Origin of the sequence: Mycoplasmopsis columbina, assembly GCF_900660685.1 — a bacterium.
In the GTDB taxonomy this organism is placed as follows: Bacteria; Bacillota_I; Bacilli_A; order Mycoplasmatales; family Metamycoplasmataceae; genus Mycoplasmopsis; species Mycoplasmopsis columbina.
In genome coordinates this window covers 641,180-664,704 of record NZ_LR215041.1, presented here as the reverse complement: position 1 = coordinate 664,704, position 23,525 = coordinate 641,180, and the positions used below count along the sequence as shown (strand labels likewise).

The following is a 23,525-nucleotide window of genomic DNA, read 5'->3' as shown; positions in this document are numbered from 1 at the left end:
CCCACTTATAAAAGTAATTAAATTGTAACAAAGAAGAAAAAATTCTTAAGCTTAATTACTAGTTAAATATTTTATATTAAATTTAAATAAAAATAAAAATATTTTCAAATGTGTAAAAAATGCGTTTTTTTTCACAAAAATATTTTTAATTAAGTTATAAAAATAATTTTTTTCATATTTTTTTCATATTATTAAGGCACGTAAATATCTAATTAATAATTTAATTTACGAATTTAATAGGGGAAAAATGAAATCGAAAAAACTAACTCTTTTATTATCATCTCTTTCAGTAACGGCGGTTTTACCATTCGTGGCTGCATCATGTACTAATGATGTGGATGATAGTAAAAATAAACTTGAGGTGGAATTAAATCAGCAGGTTGCTAATTTAGCCTTAACTACAACTACACCAAATGCAACAAATGCAGAAGTTGTTGCCAATGGTAGTTATGGAAGTAATTTAGATTCAACTAAATATGAATTAGTAATTGAAGAAGCAAAAGCACAAAACTATCGTCAAGTAGCAATTAAAGCCAAAGTTAAAGATAAGGCAACTGGAACAATTTCAAAAGATGGCAAGAATCTTGTTTTGGACAATTTAAAATTAAGTGAAAGTGAATTAGATTCTCTAAAATCTGATTTAAATGTTATGTTGAAATCAAATAAAATCACTGCACATGATTTTATTGAATTAGGAGAAGGTGCTTTAAGTGCTTCAAAATTAGAAGAAGTAAGTAAGTATGTAACAATTACTTATAGCGACTTTAAAGAAGTTAGTCAAACACATTATGGTGCAACTCTTAAATTAGTTGACAAACTTTTTGAAGATCAAACTAAATCATATGAATTAACCTTTGAAAAAGGTGCTTTAGGAGCAGAAGAATTTGCTGCTTTAGCTGCAAAAGTAACTTTTTCATCAGAAGCAAACGCTTATGAGCTTTATCGGGATGGCAAAGATGTAGTAACAGCAGCTAATGTTGATGAATCAGTTACATTAGCGTATGTTGATGATTCATTTACACATGATTCATCAACTAAAAAATTCAAATTTAAATATAAATTAACTCAAAAATATTCAAATCCAGAAAATATTTCAACTGAATATGAAGCAGAAGTTGTTCCAGCTTCAAAAGCTCTTACAAGCGAAGAATTTGATGAAATTAAAGCGGCAAATGTAACAGTTACTTTACCAGAAGAAAAACCAACAATTGAAGAATTAACAGCTGCTCCGCAAGAAAAAACAGTTGTAAATAATTCATTAACTGACTATGTTAGTGTTGAAATTCTAAGAGCAGAAAAATTAGAAGATTCATCTGTAAATGTGACTTATAAGTTAAAAGATGTTTTAGTTGAAACAGCTGAAAGTGCTGAATACACAGTTAATTTTGCTAATCTTTTAACTAATGCACAAAGAGATTTAAAAAATGCAGAAGAAGCTACAGTTGTAACATACGAAACTGCTACAGATCAATTAAGAGCAGATGAATTATTACTTGATAAAGTAACCATTACTGCTCCTGAAGGATATACAGTAGTTGATAAAGCTTTTATGTACACTTTAGAAAACAACAAAGATCAAGCTATAGATGAAATTGACAACGGATACAAAAAAGTTCAATTTAAACTTCAAAAAGATGATTTAACATCAAGTGAATTTGTTGTTAAAGAATTAACAACTTTAAAATCAAGTTATGAATTTATTGTTACTAAACTTGAAACAGTTAAGAAATTTATGCTTGTTCAAAGTGCAGCTGCTAAAGCATATTTAAGTACTTTAAGTGATGGTGCTTTACTTGACTATGATTATGTGGAAGTTGGCATTTATGACAAACCATATAATAAAGATGAGCCAGATGCGCCAAGAGTTAAATTATTTGAATTAAGTGAAGAAGATAAAGTAAAACTTTCAAGAAGCGCTTTAACAACATTTGCTCTTAACTCAACTACAAATTCAGATGAAAGAGGAAAAGTAATTTTAGTTAAAGATGAAGAAGGAAATTACTCAATTAAATTTAAATTAGGTAAATACGATAGAAAACCAGCCAATATTAGAATTGACAACAAATACACAACAACAACTCCAGTTGCTTTCACTGTACTTACACAAGAAGAACTGGAAGCAAAAGCACAAGCTTTAAAAGATACTTTTGGTTATGAAAACAAAGAAACTACACCAATTGCTGATGCAAGTGCAGACAATGTAACTAAAGGCGAAGTTGACTCAGGACTTACTTATGCACTAGTAAGTAGTAGTAAAAATGAAACAACCGGTACATTATCATTAACATACAAATTAACTCAAACAGATTCAACAAACACCACAATTTCATCAAGTGAAATTAATGTTGAAATTACAGGCTTCAAAACCACTAATTTAAGTGAAAAATTAGAAGGTGTAACAGTTGATTATGAAAACAAGGCTGAAACTTTGCCTTCAGCAGTTGAAGTAAATAACTTCATGCTTAAAAGAGGTGAAGAAACTGTTGATTTATCAACAGAAGGTATCACTGTTACTAAAACAGTTAAAGCAGGAACAGCAAATAATACTCAAGGTACTTTAACTTTAGTTGTAACCCTTACTAAAGATGATCAAACTTTTAATAAAGAATATGAATTGACAGGATTTAAACAACAAGGTCTTGATTTAGCAGCAATTGCTGAAGGCTTAACTCTTAACTTGGCAGCTGAAGCAAATAAAACTTACTTAAGAGCAGATCAAGTAACTGATGAACAATTAACTCTAACTTTAGACCATGCAGATAAAGATAAAGTTAATTTAGCAATTACAACCAAAACACCAGCCGACGGTGGAAATTTAACAGTTACAGTTACTTTAACAAGTAAAGAAGATGAATCACAAACTCATACTAAAGAATTTAGTTTAACTGGATTTTCAACACTTAAAGCTCCACAAGTTAAAAAAGCAGTTGATGAGAATTCAACAACTCCAGCATTTAATGTGACAGGCGGAGAAAATGCGAAAAATAGAATTTTTAGCTTCTTTAATGCAACTAATAAAACAAGATTACTTGTAGCTCTAAAAAATAACACAGTAATTGCAAAAGAAATAGGTGGTGACATTAATAAAAAAGAAATGAACTTAGAAATAAGTCATCCTGTTGGTGCTATTACAAATGGTGCAGACATAGAAAACATGTACTTTATTGATCCAACTGGAAAAAATACCCGTAAAGGTTTTGAACTTGTTAAAAAAGAAGATGGTGTTTATGCAGAATTTTCATTATTAGAAGAAAATCAATCACCATCAAATAAATTAACTATTAAAGAAGAAAACAAATTCTCAATTAAAATATTTGATTTACCAACAGTAGAAAACTAAAATGTTTAATTTAAAAGCAGACTTAATTGTCTGCTTTTAAATTAACTAATTACGTCGATATCTTCATATTGAGTATAGCCTAAATCATTTAAAGGTTTTTCAAAATGAATTTGAATAATTTCTCTATTATAAATGTTAGTTTGGACATAAGATTCATTGGTGACAAAAGAATCTATAAAATAGTCAAATGCATTAATGAAGTCAAGTTGCTGTCTAACACTTCAAGTTTGTAAATCTGAAATTATTTTTTTTCTTAATTCATTTAAATCAAGTTTGTGTGAATTTAAATAGTCATTTAATATGTTATTTGTAAAAATTTGATTTCAAAAAGAAGAATCAAAATATTTATCTAAAATATCAAATATGTAATTTAAGTTTTTGCTTGCCGATTCTAAAGAATTTATACTTTTAAAGACATTAATATTTTTTCTAAATAGAATCAAGTTGTTTAAAAGAGTTAAATCATTATTATTAAATAAAAAATTTGTTAATATTGAACTAAAATTTGAATTATCGAAGATAAAAGTAGAATATTTGAAAATGTTTGTTTTATCGTTTTTGTCAGCAAAAAAGAAAGAAACATTTAATCTACTATCTATTGAATTAATAATTTTCGCTATTTCATTATATAAATTTTTTTCTTTAGTATTTTCGTTGCTAAATATAGGAATATCAATATTTAACTTCAATGTTGAATTCAATTGATATAACTCATAAAAATAATTAAGTAATTCAATAAATTCTTTTTTTAATGTCTCAAAATTTTTTGTTTTTAAACTCTCTTTTAAATCTAAAATATTAGCTTCATAATTTTCTTTAAATTGATATGAATTCACTTTATTTAAAGAATCTTTGGTCAAAAATAAAGTTCAAATTTCATTTATTTCATCTAAGTAATTAAATAAAACTTTATCTCTGTAATTATCTACATCATTTCCGTCCAATTTAGTTGCTTGTGGAAATAAACTATTTCAATATTGTGTTTTGTCTAGCAATTTAATTAAAGAATAAGGGTTGATTAAAGAGATTAAAATATTTCTAAATTGAAATCTTTTGATATTGAAGTAATTATCTTTGTCTTCATTAGAATTTTCTATTCCAAATAATATTTTTTTAGTAAATTCATCATCAGAATTTTTTAAATAATCTAAATTTCAAAAATATTTCATAGGATTACTTTTACTATCAATATTTGTTGCAAAAGTTACATTAAAAAGAGCAGGAAGATTATTTATCTCATTAAGTTGAGAATAATTTAAATATCTCGTGTCAACTTCAGAAATTAAATTTTGTTTAAATCCTTCTAAAGCTTGCAATTGGTAAGTTGTTTCATCTAAAGGAACGGGGTTAAAATTAAAAACTATTTTATTTAATTTAAAATTGTTTTCAACAAATTTTTTAGATGCAAAATTTAAATTTTTAAGATAAATTTGTTTATTAAATTCATTTGAATGTAAAACATATGGAGATGTAAAATAAACTTGATTTACTTTTTTTCCATATTCGCCATTAAATAAGTTTTCATAATTAGAAGGTAAAGGATTAAAAATTAGATTATTAGGGATTTCATTTAGGAGAAAATTTTCAATTGAATCATTGGAATTTTTATCACTTAATTCAAAACTTACTGATTGATTAAAGTCAGTTTTTTCTGGTTCTTTTAACCCATAATTATTAAATAATAATCTTACTTCATCTCATTTACTTTGTAAAGAAGTTCAGTAATCATTTTCATTAACATTCAAATTGACTTTTTCACCTTTATTATTAACATAAGGAAGATCAAATCTTAAATCAAATTCTACTTTTCATGCGTCTTTTAAACTATTAAAGAATAAAGGAGAATTAATATTGTTATCATTTGAATTAAAAACTTGTTCTATTCCGCTTTTACTATTTGTGAAATTAGTAGATGAGTTAACACTATCATTACTAAATTCCAAAATTACGTCATTTTTTAAATAAAGCTTTAATCTTTGAGCAAGATTGAATGTTAAGTATTTTGAAGTGGCTTGATAGAATTGGTTATTGATTGAATCATATCTAGCTTTGCCATTAAAACTCCATTTAATTAAAGGTGAATGGAGAAGTGATTCATAATCATTTTCCACTCTTTTTACACTATTAATAAGAAAATTTTTCTTCACAAAATTTTCATGGTTAAAAGTTTTTATATAAGTAGTGTTATCAACTGCCTCTCTGACATTGCAACTAATTGCTATGACAGGTAGTAAAAGAGAAGAAAAAGATAAATATTTTCATAATGTTTTTTTCATATTTTGCTTATTTACTACCTTTCACGTTATATGCTAAATGAATTTTTAAACTTAATAATTTTGTAATGAAAACAAAAAAAGAAATATTAAAAATTACAAAAATAATATATTCAACATTGTTTTTATCTACAATAATTTGTCTAAATACATTTCCAATATTTAATGATGTTTCTATGCTTGGAATATTAAAAAAAGCTAATGAACTTAAAATTAATAAATTTAAAGAAATGTTTTCTCCAATAGTACTTAAAATTGAGAAAAAGATACTTGGAATAATTATCTTTCAAATGATTCTTTGATTGCCTAAACCTATTGATTTATAAGCATTTATATACTCTTTATTTTTAATAATATTAGTTTCATTATAAGCATTGTAGAAAAAGTTAATAAATCCTAATAGCGAAGTTACTAAAACGTATTTAGAATCGCTATATCCAAGGAATTTAAAGATAATTATACTTAAGACAATAAAAGGTACAAGACTAATTGTGTTGAACAAAAAATAACTTATTTTAATTGGTGCATATTTTGAATAAAATGCAAAGTAAGTGCCTAAAATAACACCGATTATCAATTGAATTAATATTATTCCCAAAATTATTAAAATAGTTTTACTCATTGAATTAATAAAATTGCTAAATCTGCTTATTCCTAAAGAAGTAGTCCCGAATAATAAAACATAATTTTCATTATATATAGTTTTTAACAATAAATAAGGTCTATAGGTTAAATTGACTTTATCCGAAACAAAAGATTCACTAATTATAATATTTGGATTAATTTCGTTATTATTTTTGATTATTCTGTATATAGGATCATCTAAATTAAATTTTTTAAAAATTAAATTTAATGAGTAATTAGGTAGATCAAGAAATAATTCGTTATTTTTTACTGGTTGTGAAGAAGAATATTTATAACTTAAACTTGTTATGTATACAAATAATATAAAAATAATAAACAAAGTTAAAATGACTCAATTTAATTTTTTCTTAAAAAATCTTTTTAAATATCTTTTAAAACTATTTTCAGGGTTAGAAGGAGAAAAGCTTACACTGTTTTTATTGCTAAAATGAAACAATTTGTTTTTATTTGCAGTTTTATTCATAGATTTTTCTCCCTATCAACTTTTTAAAATAATATTCAACTTTTTTAGTTCAAAATGATTGTGTAATAGATGTTGAAATTAAGTTATTTAAAGTATCGTAAATAGTATTATTTAGTCAATCCAAAGTAAGAAAAATAAAAAGTTTTCAAAAAATAAAGGTCAGTAAAACATTGATTTCTTTAATTTCAATCATATTAATAATCAATAGAGATTGGCCTGGAATTTGAAAAATTCTTTCAATAATAAAACTGAAACTAATTGTTATAAGCAATAGAGGTATAAATATGGCAAAAAAATCAGCAATAATGTTTTTTAGGATAGCTTTTTTAAAAATTTGATAATCACTTAAACCAATTGCCTTCATTTGTAACACATACTGTTCCAATAATGACTTTATTATAGTATTTTTAGTTGTGGTAGCAATAAAACTAATTGGAAGAATTGAAAGAAGTAATATTGGAATTATCATTGATAAGATCATTCAACTAATGCCATATTCACTTGCTTTGATAAATAGAATAGGTAAATCGTTGTTTTGAGCAACTAAAATTAAGAGCGGCGCTAAGATGAAAACTGGGATAGAAACAGCACCAAAAACAATTAGAGACAAAATATTATCACTCAATTTACCATTTTTATAACCCATTATTAATCCAATAAAAAAACCAATTAAGTAACTAAATACCAAAGTAATAATAATGTAAAAGAAACTATATTGATAATATTGTCAAAATAATTTTAAGGAATTATCAAAACCTGTTGCAATAGTTGAATTATTAATTTTTCCAAACCCATAGAAAATATTTTTTGTAAATTCAAAAAATCCTTCGATTATACTTTTTTGATTATTGTTAAAGACTACAAAGAAAAAAACATAGCTAAGAAAAAAAGCTATGATAAAAGCCAAAAATGAAAATATTATTTTTTTAAACAAATATCTAGCAAAAGTCATTGAGAATTTTGCCTTTCTACAAAACTAAATGATGTTAGCTTCTTTGAATACCTTTTCTAATTCTTTAATAGCTAATTCTTCATCTTCTCCTGTTGCTTTAACAATGATTTCATCGTTTTTACGAATATTCATGGCTAGCAAAATCATAATTGATTTTAAATTACCCTCTTTGTTGAATTTTGGTAAAGTAATTTTAATTTCGCTTTTGTATTTAAGTGCTTCAGAAGAAACAATACTTGCCAAACGAGCATGTAACCCAATAGGATCGATAATAATTGCTTTAAATTCTTTCATAGGTACCTCACTTAAGTTAGTGTTTTTATTATATCAACACAAAAAGCAAAATTTATTAGATTATTTGGAAAATATTCATGTTTTTCAGTATTTAGTATTAAGTTATAGCCTTATGATAATGAAATGTAATATAATATTTACATTATGAATAAAATTACGATTAAAGAAAAATTATTAGAAGAATTAAAGCATATTGCAAAAGAGTTAAAAATTGAAAGAGAACCTTTTTTAATTGAACCTAAGGCTTATGCTGATTTAACAACTAACATGGCTATGGGAAATAAAGGTCAAAATCCACATGAATTAGCAGAAGCAATTGTTAAAGCACTTGAACCAAAAATGAAAGCGTTGCATTTAAAAAATGTAGAAATTGCTGGCCCTGGGTTTTTAAACTTTTTCTTAACTGAAGAATCTCTTGTTGAAGGATTAAACGATGTTTTAGCAAAAGGTAAGGATTACGGAAAAGGTAATAAAAAAGGCAAAATTAACATTGAGTTTGTTTCAGCAAATCCAACAGGTTATTTACACGTTGGGCATGCTAGAAATGCAGCAATTGGTTCAACAGTTGCTAACATTTTAGAATTTGCGGGAATGGATGTGACCCGTGAATATTACATTAATGATGCTGGTGTACAAATTAATCTTTTAGCAGAATCACTTTTTGCCAGATATCAACAAAACTTTGATGCTAACTATGAATTACCAGAAGGCGGATATAGAGGAGAAGATATTGTTTGAGCAGCTGGTGAAATGTTTAAAAAACATGGTGATAAATATAAAGGTGTCAAACTAGAGGGTGAAATTTTAGAAACATTTAAAAAAGAAGGTGTTGAACTCTTTTTAAGTGCTATTGATGAAGACTTGAAAAAATTTGGAGTTTGATTTGATATTTGATACAGTGAAAAATCACTTTACAATAATGATGCAATTTTAATTAAAGAAGCAATTAAAAAACTTAACAATACATATGAAAAAGATGGTGCAACTTGATTAAAAACTACAAGCAATGGTGATGATAAAGACCGTGTTTTAATTAAAAGCGATGGAACATATACATACTTTACTCCAGATATTGCATATCACAACATTAAGTTTGAGAGAACAGGCGAAGATGCAATTATAATGAACGTATGAGGTGCTGATCACTCTGGTTACATTAAAAGAATGCAAACTGCTATGAAAAACTTAGGTTATAAACCAGAAAACTTAATTGTACTTTGTATGCAACTTGTAAGATTGATGAAAAATGGTTCAGAATTCAAAATGTCTAAGAGAAGAGGAACATCATTCTTCTTAAGAGAATTAATTGATCTTGTTGGAAAAGACAGTGCAAGATTTATTCTTTTAGATAGAACTTATAACTCAAAATTGGATTTTGATATTGATATTGCAACAAGCAAAACTAATGACAATCCAGCAGTTTTAGTTCAATATGCCAACGCTAGAGCACATGCATTATTAAGTAAATCTTCATTAGACTTTGAAACTTTAAAAGCTGAAAAATTTGAAAATGAACAAGACGAAAAATTAATTTCAACAATTTTAGAATTTCCAGAAATTGTTCTTAAATCAGCAGACAAATACATGACAAACTTACTTACTCAATATCTAATTAAATTAGCTAAAGAATTTAACTCATGATATTCAAATAGTGACAAAATCATTGGTCACAAAAATGAAGCAAGTTTATTAGCTTTAGTAAAAGCAGTACATATTACTCTTGAAAACGGAATGAGATTAATCGAAATTTCAACTCCACACAAAATGTAAAAGCGCTAAGCGCTTTTTATTTTCAAAAAAAGTTATAAAAAAGAGACTTTGGCAAAAGTCTCTTTTCTTTTTGCATCTTATTTTCTTAAGTTTAATTCAGCTAAAGCTTTTTGGTAAGTTTCAAAATCAGTTTCTTTTAAATGTTGTAAAAGAACACGACGTTGGTTAATTTTAGCCAAGAATCCGCGACGAGAATGTTTGTCTTTTGGATTATTTTTGAAATGTGGTTTTAAATCTTCAATTTCAGCAGTTAAAATTGCCACTTGAACTAAAGTGTTACCTGTGTCTTTTGGATTTTTTCCATATTTTGCTACTAATTCAGCTTTTTGAGTTTTAGTAATCATAATAATCTCCTTTGATATATTACGTTTTAGCCTAGTTTTAATTAAACATTAAAACCAAGTCTAAAATTGCATTTGGATGCTACTAAATAGTAACATAAAACAAGAAAATTATGAATTTTTATTCATTTCAATAAAAAAATTTTTTCCATGGATCAAATCAATTTTATTAATGGAATCACTTTTATCTATGAAAAAACGTAAATTTTTAAGTAAAATCACTCTTATTTTAGAATTCACTTCATTAAACACTAAATCACTTCTTAGTTTAACATCAAAAAACATAAGTTCAAAAAAGTCTGAAAATCCATAATTAATCAAACCATAATAAGTAAATTTATCAATTTCAATATTTACTATATAAATTCCTTCTTTTAAAGGAGTTAAAATTGGATTTTTTAAAATTACTAAATTGTTTTTTTCGTTCATTTTTGCGTCTTTTAAATTTACGCTAAAGCCATATTTAAAGGTGTTTAAGGAATTTAGTAATTCGATTTCTCCATTTTCTACACATTCTTTTAAAAAGGAAGTAGAAATCTTTTTTTGGTCCTTTTTTATTGGTTCAACAGGAAAAACTAAATTATCTCCATAAACGTTAACTAATCATTTAGCACTACCTTGTGCTTTAAAACCGAATTTAAAATCTTCGCCAATGACAAATTTAAAATTGCTTTGTTTTGCAACTAAAGAGTTAATGAAATCTTCATGCATGAAACTTTTGACTTCATTGTAATTTAAAGACAAAGCATATTTTAAATTTAAATTAGCAAAGCTTTGCAATCGAAAGTTTAAATCAGTTAGAATTTGATCTTGATTCTTTGGTAAATTTTGGCAATCTTGAAAAAATACTAAGACAATATCAGAATCTTTGTTGTTATTTAATTCATATGCTTTTTCAAGTAATTTTCAATGTCCCAAATGAAAAGATTCAAAGGCTCCTAAAATGTAAATAGGATTATTAAATTTAGGTTGATTTTCAAGTGTGTAAATAGTTAAACTCATAAAATCCTTTAAATAAAATATGTAAAGTTAAACTTCACATATTTTAAGCTATAAAATCATTAATTCCTGGGAAAATTTGTTCCTCATCTTTGCTTATTACTCAGAATTTGCTTTCCTCACGTTTTTTAATGCCTAACTGTCTAATAGTTTCTAATTTAACTCAAAGTCATGTACAAATGAAAATTGAACTATATGCCCCAATTGCTAATCCAAAAATCATAGTTAAATTAAAAGCTAAATTGGTAGCATCCTTAAAGGCTAATAATACAATAACAGCCATAATGGTGGTAAGAGAAGTATATAAACTACGTTTAATTGTATCTGCAATTGATGAATTAGCAATTTCTTTAATTTGTTTTGCATCAAGAAAATTTTTATAGTAAACTAAACTAACTCTTTCTCTAATTCTATCGAAGACAACAATTGTGTCGTTAATTGAAAATGCGATAATTGAAAGAACAGCAGCCACAATAATAGGTGAAAGTTCTAGTCTTGTAATCACTATGAATGCAATAGTGAGAAGAACATCATGTAAAAGTCCTACAATCGCTGCAAATGAGTAGGTTCATTTTAATCTAATTAATGTATAAAGAATAATTCCAATAAATGAAATTCCCACTGCAAGCAATGCATTTTTCACTAAATTTTGAGCTTCAATTGAAGAAATTCCGTAGCTTCAAACATGAACATCAGGATATTGTTGAAGAATTAATGATTTTATTTGTTCAACATTATTGTTTAAATCCTGTGCAGTTTTAATTGAAATTTTAAACATTGTGTTTGATGAATCTATCGGCAAGATATTTGTATATTTTGCAACATCTTTGATACCTAAAGCATTTTGGTTATTAATAATGAAGTTTTTAATTGCTGTTGCATCATTTTGAGTGATTATATAAGTATCTTTTCCTTCAATTGAAATATTAATTCCACCTTGAAATTCAAATGATCTATTGAATCCAGATCAGAATTCTTTATTTGAACCAGCAACTGAAGAAAATACTATTAATCCTATTAGTACAAAAACTAATGAACCAATAATAAATCATTTAGCATGTTTAACATAATCAAATCTACGATAAAGAGCATTTGTTTTTAAATTATTAATTTTTTTGTATTTAATTCCTAAAAGTCAAAGACGTTTGTTAAAGAAACCAGTTCCAACTATTAAATTACTAATTCCTTTTGTAAAGAAAAGCATTATTAGAAGAGTGAAAATAACAGAAAAGACTAATGAAAGGCTAAAACCTCTTACAGCACTAGTTCCAAAATAGAACAACGTGAATGAAACTATAAGAGTAGTTAAGTTTGCATCAATAATTGAAGACATAGCCAAGCGATTCGAATTCTTAATAGCTTTTTTAATCTTTTCGCCGGCATAAACTTCAGATTTAAGTCTTTCAAAAGTTATAATGTTGGCATCGACTCCAATTCCAATTCCAATAATTAATGCAGCGATTGTAACAGGTGAATATTCTCCTCTTAAAATTGTGAACATTAATAAAGTTAAGAATACATAAAGAGCGATGGAAATAGTGCTTAGTGCTCCTAATAGTCCATAATTTACGATCATGAAAATTGAAATAATTGCAAAAACAATAATTCCGGCAATAAGCGCTTTATTAAATGAATCACCAACTGAAGAAGCAGAAATGTAGTTTGAAGAAAGAATATCAAGTTTATATTTTGAAGTACCAAAATTAATATTTGCTGCTAGTTGTTTGGCTTCACCTTCATTAAAATTACCTGTAATCGTAAAAGAATCACCGCTTAGAGGACTTGCTGCTCTTGCTTCGCTAATTAAGAAATCTTTAGCTTTAATTTGATTCTCTTTCAAAATATTTCTTCTGCCATTACTATCAGAAAGTGCCTCATCAACATGAACAAAGTTATAGGGATTTTCTTTAGCTTTTATTCATTGAGCTGAAAAACGTTCTTTGGCAACAGATACTAATTCATCAAGATTTAATCACATTAAAATTGTTTGATCTGGTGAAGATGCTATGTATGAAGTTGCATCCGTTCATTCTCTTTCGGCATTTTTATCAAGTAATTTAATTAAAACATTATATTTTCCTGATGTCTGAATGAACTGATTAGATGCACCAGATGGTTTGAGCGGCGGAATATACTTGCTGATATTTTCGTAATCCAAAGTTTCTTTATTTTCATTAAATTCACCATTGACAAATATTGGAATCATGTTTGTGTCAGTGAGAACTAAATTAGGTTTATTGATAATTATGTCTTCAAAATTCTTACGTTCTGCATCGGTTAAAGAACCATTTCTTGTAATTAGAATTTTTCCATCTCCTTGAGTTTGAACCTTAGTACCATTAAATTCAGTTCCCCCAGTTAATCTATTGCTAAGTGCTCCAGCTACATTTTGTGTAAATTTATCTGTTGTTTTATCGCTAGTTTGATCAGTTACTTGGACTAGAAATTCAACTCCTCCACCATATTCAACTGATTTATTAACATTTTTTGAAACATAAAAAAGACTTCCAAAAACAACGGTTAAAATTGCAGAAATTAAAGTAATTACTGCAATTGTAATTCTTTTTCAGTTACTTAAAGATACTAAATTTTTAAAGAATTTTCTAAGATTTCTAAACATAAGTTTCTTTATTATATATTAAATTACTAATTATAAATATTAGAAATGAAGTTTTTGATATTAGTTGATAAATTGATTATTTAAAATATAATTTATTCCCTTAGTTGTTATGCATCTACCTCTTGGACTTTTTTGGATTAGTTTATGATTAAGTAATAATGGCTCAATTTCATAAATTAAATTTTCTTTATTGAAGTTTAAAATAGACGCTAAAGCATCAATTGATGCGAATTTAGAATCGAAAACGTCTCTAAGAGTTTTTAAATATTCTAAATGATCTTTATTTAGACCAAATTTATAAATTTCTAAATACTTAAATGTCTTTAAAACAGTTTTTTTAGTAATTTTATCTTCTTTATTATCTAGAGCAAAATCATAAACTCTTTTTAATAGATTATTTGCTATTCTTGGTACATTTTGAGAATACTTACTAATCAAAAATAATATATCTTCATCAATAGTTATGTTCATTTTTTGTGCACTATTAGAAAGAATTTTAACTAAATCTTCATTTTTATATAGATTTAATTTTGCTTTAAGACCAAATCTATCTTTTAACGGAGCACTGAGTAAATTAGACTTTGTTGTTGCGCCAATTAAAGTAAAGGGTTTTAAATTCATTCTTAATACTTTAGAATTTCCTTCAGGACCTATAATTAAGTCGATTTTAAAATCTTCCATTGCTGTGTATATTAATTCTTCAACATTTTTATTAATGCTATGAATTTCATCAATAAACACAATGTCTCCATCACTTACGCCAGCAAAAACAGAAAGAATGTCTGATTTTTTCTCTAATAAATTTCCTTGCAAAAAATGAACTTTTTTGCCAAGTTCATTTCCAATAATTGTTGCTAGAGAAGTCTTACCCACGCCTGGCGGACCATAAAAAAGAATATGATCTAAAATTTCTTTTCTTTGCAACGAACCATTTATCATTGTCTTAAGCGTTACAATTAATTTTTCTTGTCCAATAAATTCTGCAAAATTAAGCGGTCGTAGATACGTTTTGTTCATAATTGTTTGATATTAATTTAATTGCTTCCTCAATCATTTCTTCCACATTTCCAGTTGGAGTAATTTTTTCTACAGCTTTATCAATTTGCCCTTTTTTAAATCCGAGCATTTTTAATGTATCTTTCATCTCTAATAAATTTGAAGAATTTATTGCACTTGAATCTTGCTCATCTTTACTAATGTTTAGCATTTTACTTCATTTATCTTGTAATTCACTAACTACCAATTTGGCAACTTTGCTATTGATATACGGTATAGAATTAATTGCTGTAGTATTACCATTTGCAATATATTTACCCAGTAATTCTCATCCAATATTAATTAAATTAAATGCAACTTTTGGTCCAACACCTTGCAAGGAAATTAAATCAATAAATAATAGTCTTTCTTTAAAGTCCTTAAAAGCATAAGTTATTTGATAATATTCATTTTTTATTTCATGAATATATAGTTTTGTTTTAGTTTTTGCTTCAAATCTTTCGTGTTGGGGAACAACTAGAGAATATCCTACACCTTGACTTTCAAAAATAATATTGTTGTAACTTTTGTAAATGATTTCACCAATTCTATATAAAACCATTTTTACCTCCTTATTTATAAACAATTAATTGCAAAGAGGAGATTGTTTTCTAAAAATGAACAAAAAGTAAAAAAATATAAAAAAAATCAGCATAAAGCTGATTTGGTTGCAATCGCAAATGGTGCGCAAGGAGGGACTCGAACCCTCATACCAAAGGCACTAGAGCCTAAATCTAGCGTGTCTGCCAATTTCACCACTCGCGCAAATAATTGCTCATAAAAGGAATTGCACCTTTTTAAAACTAACTATAGTTAAGCAAATGGTGCCGCCTATAGGACTCGAACCTACGACCTACTGATTACAAGTCAGTTGCTCTACCAACTGAGCTAAGGCGGCATTGCTTAATGAATTATAGTATAAAAAAAATATTTGGCAAAATATTTTTATTTTTTTATTAATTTTAATCTTTTGTTATTTATTTGAAAATAATTAAAGTGTTTATAAAATAATATAAACTTTTAAACATAATAAATCAAAGGAGTTATATATGAATATTTCTATTATAAATGTATCTAAAAAATTGAATTTAGAAGAAAAACAAGTTGAAACAGTTTTAAATTTCTTACAAGAAGGAGCAACTGTTCCTTTTATTGCTCGTTATAGACAAGCACATACTGGCGGCTTAAATGAAGAAATAATTCAAGAAATTGATAATCTTTATCAATATGATGTTGAATTAAACAAAAGAAGAGAAGCAATTTTAAATATCTTAAGCGAAAACAAATTGTTAACTTCTGAATTAGAAGAAAAAATTAAGAATGTTGAAACCAAAGCAGAATTAGAAAATATTTATGAACCATTTAAAGTAGGTAAAAAAACTAAAGCTACTGATGCTATTGCACTAGGGTTAGAACCACTAGCAAAAGCAATTTTTGAGGCTCAAGATGAAATGTTTAGTCCAATTAATGAAGCTAAAAAATATTTAAATGACAAAGTTGAAAGTGTTGAATTTGCAATTGAACAAGCTAAATACATTATTAGTCAATGAATATCACAAGATGTTGAAACAAGAGAGTTTGTTAAAGAACAAATTAAAAACTATGGTTTTATTGAAACTAAAAAGAAAAAGAATGCAGATGATGAAAAAGAAATTTTTAAAATTTATTATGAACATAAAGAAAGAATTAAATATGTTCCCAATCACCGTGTTTTAGCTATGAATCGGGGAGAAGACAAAAAAATAATTTCTTATGATTTAACTTACAGCATAAATACAATTAATTATCAGTTAAACAATAAATATTTCAAAATTAAAAGAACTGGAAAAATTATTAACGAAGCTTTAAAAGACTCCTTAGAAAGATTAATTTATCCTTCTATTGAAAGAGAAATTAAGAGAGAACTTTTTGAAAAAGCAGAGAAGGAAGCAATAAAACTATTTGCTGAAAATGTTGAGTCTATGCTCCTTTGACCAGCTGTTAAAAATAAGAAAGTTTTAGCTATTGATCCGGCCTTTGTTAATGGTTGTAAAATTGCAGTTTTAAATGAAAATGGACAAGTTCTTGATATTAAAATCATTTATCCTAATCCACCATTAAATAAGGTAAAAGAGGCAAAAGAAATAGTTAATAAACTTCTAAATAAATATGAAAGTGACATTATTGTTATAGGTAATGGAACTGCATCAAGAGAAACTGAGCAATTTATTAGTAAGTTATTAAAAGAGAGAAAAGTAATAGATCCAAAAGAACACATTCAATTTGCTATTGTTTCTGAAATAGGAGCAAGTGTTTATTCTGCGTCTGATATAGCAATAAAAGAATTTCCTAATCTTTCCGTTGAAGAAAGATCAGCAATTAACATTGGAAGAAGATTTCAAGACCCACTTAATGAATTGGTAAAAATTGATCCAAAATCAATTGGTGTAGGACAATATCAACATGATGTTGACCAAAAAGACTTAAACAAAGCTTTAGAATTTAAAGTTGATAAAGTAGTTAATTTGATAGGCGTTGATGTAAATAGTGCAACAGAAGAGATTTTAAAATATGTTTCTGGATTAAATAAAAAAGTTGCTCAATCAATTGTTCTTTGAAGAAATGAAAATAAAGAATTTAAAAATCGTGAAGAATTGAAAAAGGTTAAAGGATTGGGATCTAAAGCATATGAACAAGCTATAGGTTTTTTAAGAATTTACGACTCACAAAACTTCTTTGATAAAACATCTATTCACCCTGAAAGTTATGAATTAGCGTATAAAATAGTTGATTATTTAAATTTAGATTTAAACAATATTGATTCAAACTTATTAAAATCTCAAAATGCAGAAAGTTTAGCAGAAAAATTTAACTCAAACAAATATGATGTTAGTTTAATTTTAGAAGCATTAGCTAATCCAACAAAAGATATAAGAGATGAAAAAGAAGGATATCTTTTAAAAGATGATATTTTGAATCTTGAAGATCTTCATGAAGGATTGATTGTTGATGGTTCAATATCAAACATTACTGATTTTGGAATTTTTGCTTATATTGGATTAAAAGAAAACGTTTTTGTTCATAAATCAGCTATTTTAGACAAAAATAATAAATTAATTAATACAATCTATGATCATTTTAAAATTGGAGATAACCTCAAAATTGAAATTATTGAAATTGATAAAGAAAAAGCAAAAATTAAAGGAAAAATAAATCACTAGTAAAAACACCAATTGGTGTTTTTTTAATTACTTTTATTTAGTGACTTAAATAAATTATTAAATATAATTAACGTATGAAAAAAATAGAGAAAAAACCTAAATTAATTTTTATCGATTTAGATGGAACGACTTTAGATATAAAAAAAGATAAGACATCAAGTGTTAGTGATGAAAATATTAAAGCAATAAAAGAGTGCAGAGAAAAAGGAATTGAAGTTGTAATTTCAACAGGAAGGGGAGAACTTAAAAAAACATACGACATTAATTCAAAATTAGGTTTACCAAACAGTATTATTTTTTGAAATGGAAGCAAAATTATAAAAGATCAAAAAGTTATTTTCGAAAAAGCAATTGATCAAAATGTAATGACTGAAATTTTTGAATTAGCAGCAAAAGAAAAAATGACAGTAATTTTGAATTCAGATTTTAAAAATGGAAGTTATAGCACATGTTTGTTTTTTAAAGCAGGCGCATTTTTAAAAGGCGCAAAAGCGAAACATCATTCTGAATATAAAACAAATGAAAAAATTTATAAAGTTATTTTTTGAAATATTAAAAAAGAAAAAGTTGCTAATTTCTATGATCTTTTAAATAAAAAATATAAAGACTTTTTAACAATTTCTTTTGCTGGAGAAAAAAATAATTTTCTTGAAGTTACAAGCAAAGGCTGTTCAAAAGGCGAGGCAGAAAAAATTTATGCGCAATATCAAGGTATAAATTTAGAAGATTGTATGCATTTTGGCGACTCTATGAATGATGCTTCTACAATAGGAATAGTTGGTACAGTAGTTGCAATGGCAAATAGTGTTGAAGAATATAAAAACAAAGCCAATATTATAAGTAAATATGCCTATAAAAATGGTGGATTGGCTAAAACTCTCGGAGAATTAATTTTAAATCATGACTAGTTTTTTAAAAATGCAACTAAAGATGTATTTTAGACAAATTTCATCTTACGCAGTGCCAATTGTAATTGGAGTTTTATATTTGATAATAAGACTCTTACTTTTTATATCAATTGAAGATAAAAGTAAAATTGAAACACTTTTAAATTCTACAGTTGTTATGTCTAGTTTAGCTAATTTCACACTTTTTGCAACTTTTGGAATAGTTGCATTAGTGGGACAAACTATTTTTTTTAAATATAAACAAGAAGGTGTTGAAATAATTTTGTTTTCTAAGCCTTTAAGTAAAACTAAAATTTATTATACAAATCTTTTTGCTGCTTTAATTTGTGTCATTTTCTCCTTATTCATACTTTATTTAGGTAATTTAATTAGTCTATTAATTATTCCTAAAATATCTGCAAAAACTATTTTTTTAAGTAGCTCAACGTTATTGTTCGCTTCTTTTTTAGCCGCTTTATTTATTTTAGGTTTTGCTCTAATATTGCACTTGCTTGTAGATCTAAGAATATTTCAAATTTTTATAGGAATTTTGCCCTTTTTATTAATTTTCGTTTTTGGTTTTATTAAAACAGGTGCTATTAATCGACAGCAGCAAGTTATAAATTCAGTGCAAAATAATCTTTTAATTCTCACTGGAAAAGAAAAAAATTTTACAAATAGAACTATTTCAAACATTCAAAATAGTTTAGATAAAGAAATATCTTTATTGGCTTTTAACAAATCAACAAAACAAATTTTTAATGAATACAAAAATTATGACAATCAAACATTATCTTTAACTAAAGAAGTAGATCTAGGAAACAATAATGTTTATAACAAAATTTCAAACTGGAATTATTTTGAATATTTTTATAGAGTTTTTATTTTAGGTCAACAAAAATTAATGCTTGAAAATCAAAATCAGCAGATTAAAAAAATAGAAAATGATAATAACTTTCAAGGGGCAAACATTTTAAAACTTGTTAATTTTGAAAGTAAAAATAATTGATTGAAACCATATTATTTAGCATTTAAAATAGATATTTCAATCATTTCAGAAGCAATTAAAAATAATTTTGGTACTAACAAAACACAGTTTTCTTTGGAAGATTTTTTAGATTACTATTCATTTACTAATGTAATTAAAGACAATTTGGAATATTTAAAGAGATTAAATACCGTATTTTTCGATAATTTAACAAATGTTGATAGAAGTACTTATCTAAAAGATATTGATAATTTAAAAAAGGAAATCAATTTTGAAGGAAAAGTATTTGAAATTGCAGATTTATCTAAAATAAAAATCTTTTTAAATAGTATTAAAGAAGACACTGAACTTTTAAATAAATTGAATCAATTTGTAGAATTATTAGCAAACAACTTCACTCCTTCAAAATCCACTGATAATGCTTCTGCAGAGGAAAAATATAATTATCAAAAACAAATAGCAAAAATTGATTCATTCAAAATTGAATTAAAATCAATTTTGACAAATAGTGCTTTAACTCATCTTTTAGCTTTAGAAATTAATGATGAAAATTTAATTTTAGATTTTAATGATTTAGATGCATTATTAAGTGAAAATTATCAAAACTTTGACTATTATCAGCAAAATTTGTTAAAACCTGTTATTTTAAACAATAATATAGTTCAGTTTAAAAGACAAGACATAGTTTCTGTTCATTGAGCAATTTTAATTCCATTATTAACTTTTACAATTGGTTTGTTTACAGGTTGAATTATTTCAATTAAAAAAGATTATAAGTAGGTTTTATGTGAAAATTTTTAACTAAAACATATTGAAGTAATAAGAAAGAATATAAGAAAAAAATTCAAAATATTAAAAGAATAAAATTCAAAGTACCTCAAAAAGATATTGCAATTTCAATTCAAAATTTAACTAAGATTTTTAAATTAAAAAATGGAAGTTATAAATATGCCTTAGATAATGTGTCTTTTGAAATTAAAAAAGGCGAATTTCACGGTTTTATAGGTGACAATGGAGCAGGTAAAACTACAACAATAAGATCTATTTTGGGATTTTATCCTTCTCATTTTGGAGAAATTTTTATTGATGGCATTAATGCAAGAAGTATTAAGTCTAAAGAAAAAATAGGTTATATACCTGAAATAGCAGTTTTTCCAAAAAAATTAAATGTTGAAGAATATTTACTTTATCTTGCTAAGATGACTAATTTAGATTCTAAGAAAGCAGTGGAAAGAGTTCAAGAATTAATCAAAGAATATGGTTTCAACGCAAAAGATTTACAAAAAAGCCCAGCACTAATGTCATCAGGTCAAAAGAAAAAAGTTCTTTTAATGCAAGCTTTATTAAATGATCCTGATATTTTAATTATGGATGAACCGGCTGCTAATTTAGATCCAAGTGCTAGAATTAATTTCTTTGAAACTATCAAAAAATTACATATGCAAGGTAAAACTATTTTAATTTCTAGTCATATAATCCTAGAACTTGAGCAATATATAGATAGTTATACGGTTTTAAAAGATGGTAAAGTTTTAGATAGTGGAAAAATTAGTGAGAAACTTAAAAATCAAAAATTCAATAAAGTCTTAATTTTAAGTAACAATTCACTTATTAAAGATTTTCTTATTCAAAATAAAATTAAACATCAATTAGTTAATGATCAATGAAAATTGAAGTTGAATACAGAACAAGAGCAAAAATTATTTTTTGAAATTACAAGAAAAAATTACAAAATTTTAGAATTTAAGGACAATAAATTACATCTGGATGAAATTTACTTCAAAAATTAGCAGTCTAAATATAAGAGTGCAAAAAAAATTTTAAATTATTTTACTTATTTAATATAATTGCATTATGTTAAAAATAAATGTTGAATATAAAGAACGTATTGACAAGTACATTTCAGATAATAGTGAAATTTCAAGAAATGATATAAAACAATTAATTTTGGAAGGCGCTGTTACTATTGGAGATAACATACCAGTAAGAAAACCTAATTTTATTGTTACTGAAGGCACAATTATTACAATTGAAAGATTAATAAATAAAGAAATTAATATTGAACCTGTGCAAATGAACCTGGATATTGTTTATGAAGATGACGATTTAGTTATTATCAATAAACCAACTAATTTAGTTGTTCATCCTGCTCCTGGTCATTATAATGATACTTTAGTCAATGGATTACTTTATCACTTCAAAACTTTATCAAATGAAAATGGTTTATTGAGACCAGGAATTATTCACCGAATTGATAAAGATACTAGTGGTTTATTAATAATTGCAAAGAATAATGAAATTCATAATTTACTTTCTGAAATGTTAAAAAAACATGAAATAAAACGTTCTTATATTGCAATTGCTAGTGGAATTTTAAAACATAAACAAATGAGAATTAATTTACCACTAAATCGACACAGAACTGATCGTAAACTAATCGAGGTTAATAAAAATGGTAAAGAAGCTATAACAAATGTTAAATTGCTTAAAACCTTTTATATTGATAAAAAACCTTATTCATTAGTTCAATGTGATTTGGAAACAGGAAGAACACACCAAATTAGAGTTCATCTGGCATATCTCAAACATCCAGTATATGGCGATGCAACATATGGTACTAAAGTAGATGAACTAGGTCAAAGATTGCATGCTTATAAACTAGAATTTATACATCCAAAAACTAACAAAAAAATAAAAGTTTATGCTAATGTGCCTAAAGAATTCAATGTAGCAGACTTTGATTTTGAAACTTTAAAAGATAAAGGAGAAAAAGATGAATAAGGTTTCAACTTACTTTAAAAATTTATATAGTAATGATTTTTTAAATAATGTAACAGCGGATTCGCAAAAATTATGAAAAGATTATGAGAAACCAAAATTTCGATTCTTTGTCTTTTTAGCTTTAAGTACATTTATTTTTGCAACAATTACCACAATAATTTCTTTAATTTTAATAACTACACTAAAAACTAAACTTTTAGATTTCTTTATAGAAAATGTCAATGATAAAAATGCAAATGTGCAGGAGTATTACAATAACCTCTTAACTTTTTATGGTGTAATGTCTGGAATTGTAATTTTAGTAACTGTCTTTTTCGCTTATGGAATTTATAACAGTTATACAAAAAAAAGCTTTTTAAAATTACAAACATTTCCAACTCTTCTACTTACAATAACAACTTTTTTAAGATTAGTTGATTACATTATGATTTTCACTAAATCAGGACAAACAACTTATTGAAATAGTGCAATGATCACTTTATTAGCTTTTTCTGGTTCATCAGTCTTATTAACTTTGTTACTAATTCCATTGTTTTATAGAAAAATAAAATTTATAAAAATTGCTTTTCATAGGTCATTTATTCTTAAACAAAGTGAAGAATTTTCAAAAATGTTTTCACAAAATGAAGAATATTCAAATCTTTTTGGTAATCTTTTTGGTGGAAATATTCCTAAAAATCAAACCGAAACTGATTTTAAAGAAGAAGATGTTACTAACACCGAAGTAAAAAATAATCACGAACAAAAATCAACAGAATGAGAAAAAAATAAAGAACGTTTAATGTCTTTAAATAATGAAAAACTTTTTGGTATTGCCCGGAAACTATACATTCATGGTTATGACAAAATGTCAAAAGAAGAATTAGTAGATGCTATTCTTAATATTGTGGAAAAAAACAAAAATGATGAAAATAAATAAAATGCAGCTTCTTACTGC

At 25.8% G+C, this 23,525-nt stretch carries 17 protein-coding genes and 2 tRNA genes; 8 read left to right on the top strand and 11 right to left on the bottom strand.

Features of this window, described 5'->3' with window-relative positions; genetic code table 4:
* Positions 1-247: 247 nt before the first annotated feature.
* Entirely contained in the window at positions 248-3,340 is a 3,093-nt protein-coding gene (locus tag EXC37_RS02720; protein WP_029891876.1) for a lipoprotein 17-related variable surface protein, read from the top strand.
* A 41-nt stretch (positions 3,341-3,381) separates the two neighbouring features.
* On the opposite strand, the gene EXC37_RS02715 is transcribed toward EXC37_RS02720, so the two are convergent.
* From EXC37_RS02715 to EXC37_RS02700, 4 genes are read right to left on the bottom strand one after another with little or no spacing between them, the layout of a single operon-like run.
* Positions 3,382-5,616: an OppA family ABC transporter substrate-binding lipoprotein gene (locus EXC37_RS02715; RefSeq protein ID WP_029891875.1), complete on the bottom strand. Its 2,235-nt coding sequence runs from the start codon at positions 5,614-5,616 to the stop codon at positions 3,382-3,384.
* A gap of 7 nt (positions 5,617-5,623) precedes the next feature.
* The gene (locus tag EXC37_RS02710) at positions 5,624-6,721 is read right to left on the bottom strand and encodes an ABC transporter permease subunit (protein WP_051660705.1); all 1,098 of its coding nucleotides are present in this window, start codon (positions 6,719-6,721) and stop codon (positions 5,624-5,626) included.
* Positions 6,714-7,673 carry an ABC transporter permease subunit gene (locus EXC37_RS02705; RefSeq protein ID WP_051660704.1) on the bottom strand — a complete coding sequence of 320 codons (960 nt, stop codon included), beginning with the start codon at positions 7,671-7,673 and terminating at the stop codon, positions 6,714-6,716. Before EXC37_RS02705 ends, EXC37_RS02710 begins: the two co-directional genes overlap by 8 nt.
* A gap of 24 nt (positions 7,674-7,697) precedes the next feature.
* Positions 7,698-7,967 (bottom strand): HPr family phosphocarrier protein, encoded by a 270-nt coding sequence (locus tag EXC37_RS02700; RefSeq protein WP_006608824.1) that lies wholly within the window; start codon positions 7,965-7,967, stop codon positions 7,698-7,700.
* 144 nt (positions 7,968-8,111) lie between these two features.
* Between EXC37_RS02700 and argS the strand changes: the two genes are divergently transcribed.
* On the top strand, positions 8,112-9,737 hold the full coding sequence (argS, locus tag EXC37_RS02695; RefSeq protein ID WP_029891872.1) for an arginine--tRNA ligase: 1,626 nt from the start codon (positions 8,112-8,114) through the stop codon (positions 9,735-9,737).
* Positions 9,738-9,814: 77 nt separating this feature from the next.
* Here argS and rpsO read toward each other — a convergent pair whose 3' ends face one another.
* The 7 genes from rpsO to EXC37_RS02660 form a co-directional block, all read right to left on the bottom strand.
* Complete coding sequence (gene rpsO, locus EXC37_RS02690; protein ID WP_006608822.1) at positions 9,815-10,081, bottom strand: 30S ribosomal protein S15; 267 nt, start codon at positions 10,079-10,081, stop codon at positions 9,815-9,817.
* 108 nt (positions 10,082-10,189) lie between these two features.
* Positions 10,190-11,080, bottom strand: a complete 891-nt coding sequence (locus EXC37_RS02685; RefSeq protein ID WP_029891871.1) for an FAD synthase — start codon at positions 11,078-11,080, stop codon at positions 10,190-10,192.
* 43 nt (positions 11,081-11,123) lie between these two features.
* Entirely contained in the window at positions 11,124-13,697 is a 2,574-nt protein-coding gene (gene secDF, locus EXC37_RS02680) for a protein translocase subunit SecDF (RefSeq protein WP_029891870.1), read from the bottom strand.
* Positions 13,698-13,757: 60 nt separating this feature from the next.
* Positions 13,758-14,714, bottom strand: a complete 957-nt coding sequence (gene ruvB, locus EXC37_RS02675) for a Holliday junction branch migration DNA helicase RuvB (RefSeq protein ID WP_029891869.1) — start codon at positions 14,712-14,714, stop codon at positions 13,758-13,760.
* Positions 14,686-15,294 (bottom strand): Holliday junction branch migration protein RuvA, encoded by a 609-nt coding sequence (gene ruvA / locus EXC37_RS02670; RefSeq protein WP_006608818.1) that lies wholly within the window; start codon positions 15,292-15,294, stop codon positions 14,686-14,688. Before ruvA ends, ruvB begins: the two co-directional genes overlap by 29 nt.
* 119 nt (positions 15,295-15,413) lie before the next feature.
* A tRNA-Leu gene (locus EXC37_RS02665) sits at positions 15,414-15,497 on the bottom strand.
* 57 nt (positions 15,498-15,554) lie between these two features.
* Positions 15,555-15,630: transfer RNA gene (locus EXC37_RS02660), tRNA-Thr, on the bottom strand.
* 151 nt (positions 15,631-15,781) lie between these two features.
* Between EXC37_RS02660 and EXC37_RS02655 the strand changes: the two genes are divergently transcribed.
* From EXC37_RS02655 to EXC37_RS02630, 6 genes are all read left to right on the top strand, one after another.
* Positions 15,782-17,932 (top strand): helix-hairpin-helix domain-containing protein, encoded by a 2,151-nt coding sequence (locus EXC37_RS02655; protein ID WP_029891868.1) that lies wholly within the window; start codon positions 15,782-15,784, stop codon positions 17,930-17,932.
* A 74-nt stretch (positions 17,933-18,006) separates the two neighbouring features.
* Entirely contained in the window at positions 18,007-18,840 is an 834-nt protein-coding gene (locus EXC37_RS02650; RefSeq protein ID WP_029891867.1) for a Cof-type HAD-IIB family hydrolase, read from the top strand.
* Positions 18,833-20,587: an ABC transporter permease gene (locus EXC37_RS02645; RefSeq protein WP_129693842.1), complete on the top strand. Its 1,755-nt coding sequence runs from the start codon at positions 18,833-18,835 to the stop codon at positions 20,585-20,587. The genes EXC37_RS02650 and EXC37_RS02645 overlap by 8 nt, the downstream gene beginning before the upstream one ends.
* A 5-nt stretch (positions 20,588-20,592) precedes the next feature.
* Positions 20,593-21,597 carry an ABC transporter ATP-binding protein gene (locus tag EXC37_RS02640; RefSeq protein WP_029891866.1) on the top strand — a complete coding sequence of 335 codons (1,005 nt, stop codon included), beginning with the start codon at positions 20,593-20,595 and terminating at the stop codon, positions 21,595-21,597.
* Between the two features lie 64 nt (positions 21,598-21,661).
* Positions 21,662-22,588, top strand: coding sequence for an RluA family pseudouridine synthase (locus EXC37_RS02635; protein ID WP_029891865.1), 927 nt, complete (start codon positions 21,662-21,664; stop codon positions 22,586-22,588).
* Positions 22,581-23,507: a hypothetical protein gene (locus tag EXC37_RS02630; RefSeq protein ID WP_029891864.1), complete on the top strand. Its 927-nt coding sequence runs from the start codon at positions 22,581-22,583 to the stop codon at positions 23,505-23,507. The genes EXC37_RS02635 and EXC37_RS02630 overlap by 8 nt, the downstream gene beginning before the upstream one ends.
* Positions 23,508-23,525 lie beyond the last annotated feature (18 nt).